The organism is Gemmiger formicilis, assembly GCF_018784445.1.
Taxonomy (GTDB): domain Bacteria; phylum Bacillota; class Clostridia; order Oscillospirales; family Ruminococcaceae; genus Gemmiger.
Map to the genome: position 1 here is coordinate 70629 of NZ_WQOH01000008.1, position 5304 is coordinate 75932.

Genomic DNA, 5304 nt, shown 5'->3' on the forward strand with positions numbered 1-5304 from the left:
GTCCGGGAAAAGCCCACCTCGCGACCAAACCACAGCATCTCCCAAAAGATTGGTGAAATCCAGAAATATCCGCATTTGCGCGGTTTCCTTGATTATGATAATCATACCACTTCTGCCTCATCATTTGAAGAGCGTAAAAAATCATTGTCAAATCGTCCAAATTTTTGAAATGGTATTTGGTCAAATTGTCACTTGCCAGGCAATGGCACTACTTTTATTGGCAGCTGCATATATGCCACTGTTTCCATCACACTGAAAGTTCTTGAATTTCTCTCAAAATACAAAATCAGCCGCTGACTTTTGTCTAAGTCAGCGGCTAAAATGCGGCAATCATTAAAAAACAGCCTTACGTTTACCGTAAGGCTGTTTTGTGGTGCACCATCGGGGACTCGAACCCAGGACCCACTGATTAAGAGTCAGTTGCTCTCCTTAGTTGCTCACACTCATGGTGTATGCTGTTGTAATAAAAAGCACTTTTCTAACGATCAAAATCACTAAATATATCCTATGCAAAGTCATTGACCAGCACCGTTTTTGTGTGGCGCTGGTCTATTTTCTTTTACGCACTAATCAGCGGTATAAGTTTCTGTTCTTCTGTGATTTCCAAGAATTGCTGATATTCCATATTTAGCTTTATCGTAACCTGATACTTTCTTCCGACCTCCACTCTTTCTATCAGTTGGCTCAGTATCATGCGTTTGATTTCTAATGGTGCCGCATCGAATTCTTCTGCCCACCCTCTGAATTCATCATAGTAGGTACGCAGTTTTCGAATCTCTGCAGCTTCGTTTAGCCGTGCATTTTGAAGTGCAGCATACTCTGCTTTCGCATCATCCAGTTCTTGTTGGTATCGCCGGATTTGCTTGGCAATCATATCCTCGGTAAAATTGCTTGTTCCATCAAGGCATTTCAGAATCTCACCTTCAAAGCGTTCCAAAGCATGCTGTGCAGTTTTAATTTTCTTTTCTACCGAAGCGCGTTTAGATTTTTGTAGATTTGATTCCTGCCTTATTCGGTTTTCTGCCATCCTTGAGTACGGTGTATCTCTAATCTGCTCAAATATCTTTGATACCGCTTGCAGAACGATAGCATCTACCCTCTCAGCAAGATATAATGCCTGTCCATCGCAATCTCTCCCCCCTTTATTCTTCTGTCCCCGCTGGAAGCAATTGTACTTTGGTTGTACTTTCTCCCGAATGCTGCCATCTGCCAGCTTATAACGGTCCGTATGCATAAATCCCGACATCTTCGCACCACAGTGAGCACAGTACACGATGCCCGCCAGCAGTGTTGGATTCTGACTGGTATGGGCGATTTTTCGTTCTTGCTCCGATTTGGCTTTTCTGCGGTTTATTATGTCATTTGCCTTATCGAATGTTTCCCTGTCGATGATCTGCAATTCTGGAATATACTCAGAACGAGCATTTTTCGTAATTATGTAGCCTGTATACCCCTCGTGGCGGATAATTCGGATTATGTTGCTCGACTGGAACTTTGCTCCGGCACGGGTACGCAATCCTCGGTTATTTAACATTTCAGCCAGAGCATATCCGCTGGCGCCTTCTTGGATAACCTTATAAAAGAGCTCCCGAACCCATGTAGCTTCTTCCTCATTGATGACCAGATCCATAACAGGCTTATCACGCTTGTTTCGTCTGCCTTGGTCTTCTAACTTGTAACCATAGCATACGAAACCACCTGTGTAGTGACCACTGGACACGATTTGCCGGATTCTATCGCGGGTTCGGATGGATGTTTTCTCCGATTCCCCTGCTGCCTGCCAAAAGCGGATGTAGTTCATCAACTTATCGCCATGTGTCTCGATTTTCTGCTGACCTTCGTGGGTACTCCACATTTGAATTCCATGCTGGACGAACCATTCCAGCACAAAGGGAGTTTCGCTTTCGATTCGTCCGAGACGGTCAAACATATAGACCAGCAGAATGTCAAATTCGCCGTTGGCGGCTTCTTCTTTCAATTGCTGGATGGCATCGCGTTTTGATGCCGACACCTTAGAACCGGAGACGCCCTTTTCAGCAACTTCTTTTACGACTCTCCAGCCTTGCTTTTGTGCAAACTTACGGCAGTCTATTTTCTGCATCGGAATATCATCGTGGTCTACCTGCCCTTTTGTCGATACACGATAAGCCAGTGCAACGCGCGGGGCATCCGCTTCAAGATGCATCTGCTTTCCCTTAAAATAGGCATCATCCAGCCACATCTGGTCTGCTACCGAAATTTCAATAGCTTGGCCATTCGAATCTACGCAAATCATTCTGTTCACCTCGCTGTTCATCTTGCGAAATGGTTGGTGCATTTTCGCAAGACAAACGATACTCTATTATAATAAGGAAAGCTATTCACCAAAACGGAGAAGAATCGCTGCCAATGTGGACCGCAATTCTACCTATTATCCTGTTCTTCCCGTTGCTTGCGCAAATCGTATGCAGACATAATCAGCTCTTTAATAGGAATCATGACGTCCGTTTCACAGTTTTCGCAAAAAGTCAGTTCTGCGGTATACTCGCCGCAGCGAACAACAATGCTTTGTACGCCGCTTTTTCCTCTTTTTGTCTCAAGGATTTCCATCTTCGCATTCCTCACATACCCATACAGGCTTTCTTTTCTTAGGGCGATTCAGCAGTCTGCTCTCCAACCCTGTAAGATAGAGTTCATACTGTAAATTGGTCTCGGTTGTAATCAGTACTGCACCATAATTTTGCAAAAAGCGCAGGATGCGGTACAAGGTTGTAATGTCGTGGCTCAAACGGTCAAGGCTCTGCACCATCACGGCATTGACGCGCCCCTGCTGCACAGCGGTAAGCATGGCTAACAAAGCCGGTCGCCAGAATTCGGTGCCGTACTTCTGCTCCATGCAGGAGTTGATAATGATGTAACCGCGCCTGTCGGCTTCACGCATGACTTCTGCAAGCTGTTCTTCCAATGCGGGCAGGTTCGGTGCGGCGCTGCGGGCGAACGCCCAAACTTTATATTCTTTCATGGGCGCACCTCTTAAAATTGATCCATAAGCGGGAGACGGACATCAAAGCGCGGCTTTCCAAAGGATGCCCGCGTGAAGCGGTCACCGACAAAGCGTTCCAGCCCGCTGTTGATGAGTTCGGCGTTCAGGTCACATTCGGTGGTGATGAGGTAGACATCATTCTGACGCAAAATTTCAATAACGCCTACCAGTATGTAGCTGTTGCGGCTGATTTGTTCCAAATCGCGCACCATCACGGCTTCAATCCGACCGTTCTCTACTGCGTCCAGCATAGAGCGCAGACCGATGCGGTCTTTCAAGGTGTTTCCGCTGCAATGGTCAAAAGATGTGCCGCGCACAAGAAAACCGTGTCCGGCGGCTTCGTCGATAAGGTCATACAGCCGGTCAAAGGCAATGCGCGGATCGCTGTTGGCGCAGCGCACATAAATCCAGACATCGTGGTTTCGCATAAGGTACATCTCAGGTTCCTCTTTTCACAAAAAGTAATCCGGACGCTTCTGCTCCCGGATGAATTGCTGAACATCTTCGATTTTCTCGGTGATTGGGCAAGTCGGCAGTGCTGCCAGTGCGGCGTCATGATACCTGCCGCCGATGCCCGCGCGTTCGTCCAGAATCGCCACCACGCAGGAGTCCTGCTCGGTACGGATGGCACGACCAAAACCCTGCCGTAGCTTCTTCTGCATTTCGGGGATGACTTCGGCGTTTATGTAGTTACGCAGATTCGGGTACTGCCGGCGTTCGTAGTCGCTGACAGGGTCGGGTATCGGGAACGGCAGTTTTGCGATGATCAGCAAGGACACCATATCGCCGGGAAAGTCGATGCCCTCCCAGCAGGAGCCAGCAGCAAACAGCACACCATTGCCGGATTGCTTGAACTGCTGGATGATTTTGCCGCCGTTGCGCCATGCCTGATAGGTCGGGTATGTCCACTGACCGTCCGTCAGCGCGCGGACTTCCGCCATCTGGCGGTACGCTGTGAACAGCACCAGCGCATGACCGTGGCAAGCATCCACCAATCGGACGATTTCTTCTGCCATTTTGCGATTGTCCATTCGCATTTTTACGCGTGGTGGAAAGTATAACAGACATTTTTTCTTGTAGTTAAACGGAGAATCTGCTCGGAAATGACGCAGAGGTCGATAAGCCGCCAACCCCAAAAGCTGTTCCGTGTGGCTGAACTCTCCGGCTGCAGCCAGGGTACCAGAGGTCAAAATTGCGGGTTCGCGGGTGTTCCACAGCGCACTGCGGAGAAGCTGTGGTACGCGGCTGCTGGCCGCGCAGAACGTGGGCTGACCGTCGGCATCGTAGTCGATATAGAGGATGCGCGTCGGAACCTCCAAAAGAAAAAGGCGCAGCAGACTTTCTGCTTCTCCCAGCCTGTTCTGCAGGTATCGCGGCACATCCAGCAACCCGCCGGCATTTTGCAACAATGCTATGCAGTCGATGAGCGCAGCGCGGCGGAACGGCGTAAGCACGAACGGTTCACCCGCTTTTCTTCGCAGCATGGAAAGCCCCTGCGTGCAGGAGAACGACAGCGTAAGGAACGCCGTCCGCAGCTGTCTGGCAAAATCCTTGTAGTGCGCCTGTTGTAATAAAAGGCACAATTCATCCATGTTGTGCTGGGATAGTGTTTCCGTGTACATCTGGCGGGCTGCATCGGGCAGTTTGTGCGCCTCGTCCACCACCAGCGCCTGATAACTGCGAAGCAAAAGTGGTCGATCTTCCAAGCGGTGGGAAGCATCCGCCAATAGATAATTATGGTTGCAAATTTGGATATCGGGCTTCATGGAATCCCGCAGATACTGCTGGTAGCGGCAATCCAAGCGCATAAAGCAATCACGCGGGCAGGACTGCGGCACACAAATGCGGCAGCGGTCATAGCGGGAGAGTTCCGGGATATGATCCATGTCCAGAATATTTTCTGCAATGCGCAGGCTGTTCCGTTGCTTTTTTCTGCTTGGCTGCACCAGCGATGCTCTCTCGGCGAGGCGGGCATCGCAGACAAAACGCTCTTTGCCCTTGCGGACAACGGCTGTGATGGGTGCGGTGATGATACCCTCGTCCAGCAAAATAGCGGACAGGTCGGGCAGATACTCTGTAAGGATAGCGTCCTGCAAGGCAACGCTGGAAGTGGAGATAACGATGGGCAGTTTCATCCGTTCGGGGCGATGCATCTGCCAAAGGATACAGCCCACGAGGTAAGCCAGCGTTTTGCCGGTGCCTACGCCTGCTTCGCACAGGGAAATTTCCTTATTATATAAGGTATCTAAAACTTCATGGCAAAGCGCGATTTGTTCCTCGCG

5 protein-coding genes are annotated in these 5304 nt (G+C 49.6%); all 5 read right to left on the reverse strand.

Annotated elements, in window-relative coordinates:
- Window positions 1–559 precede the first annotated feature (559 nt).
- Window positions 560–2275: a recombinase family protein gene (locus GPK89_RS03690; RefSeq protein WP_215691637.1), complete on the reverse strand. Its 1716-nt coding sequence runs from the start codon at window positions 2273–2275 to the stop codon at window positions 560–562.
- A gap of 128 nt (window positions 2276–2403) precedes the next feature.
- On the reverse strand, window positions 2404–2589 hold the full coding sequence (locus GPK89_RS03695) for a hypothetical protein (protein ID WP_215691638.1): 186 nt from the start codon (window positions 2587–2589) through the stop codon (window positions 2404–2406).
- On the reverse strand, window positions 2576–3001 hold the full coding sequence (locus GPK89_RS03700; protein ID WP_215691639.1) for a recombinase family protein: 426 nt from the start codon (window positions 2999–3001) through the stop codon (window positions 2576–2578). Before GPK89_RS03700 ends, GPK89_RS03695 begins: the two co-directional genes overlap by 14 nt.
- An 11-nt stretch (window positions 3002–3012) precedes the next feature.
- Window positions 3013–3459, reverse strand: coding sequence for a recombinase family protein (locus GPK89_RS03705; protein ID WP_113999090.1), 447 nt, complete (start codon window positions 3457–3459; stop codon window positions 3013–3015).
- Window positions 3460–3474: 15 nt separating this feature from the next.
- On the reverse strand, window positions 3475–5304 hold a 1830-nt coding region (locus GPK89_RS03710; protein ID WP_252261456.1), incomplete at its 5' end, for an ATP-dependent DNA helicase.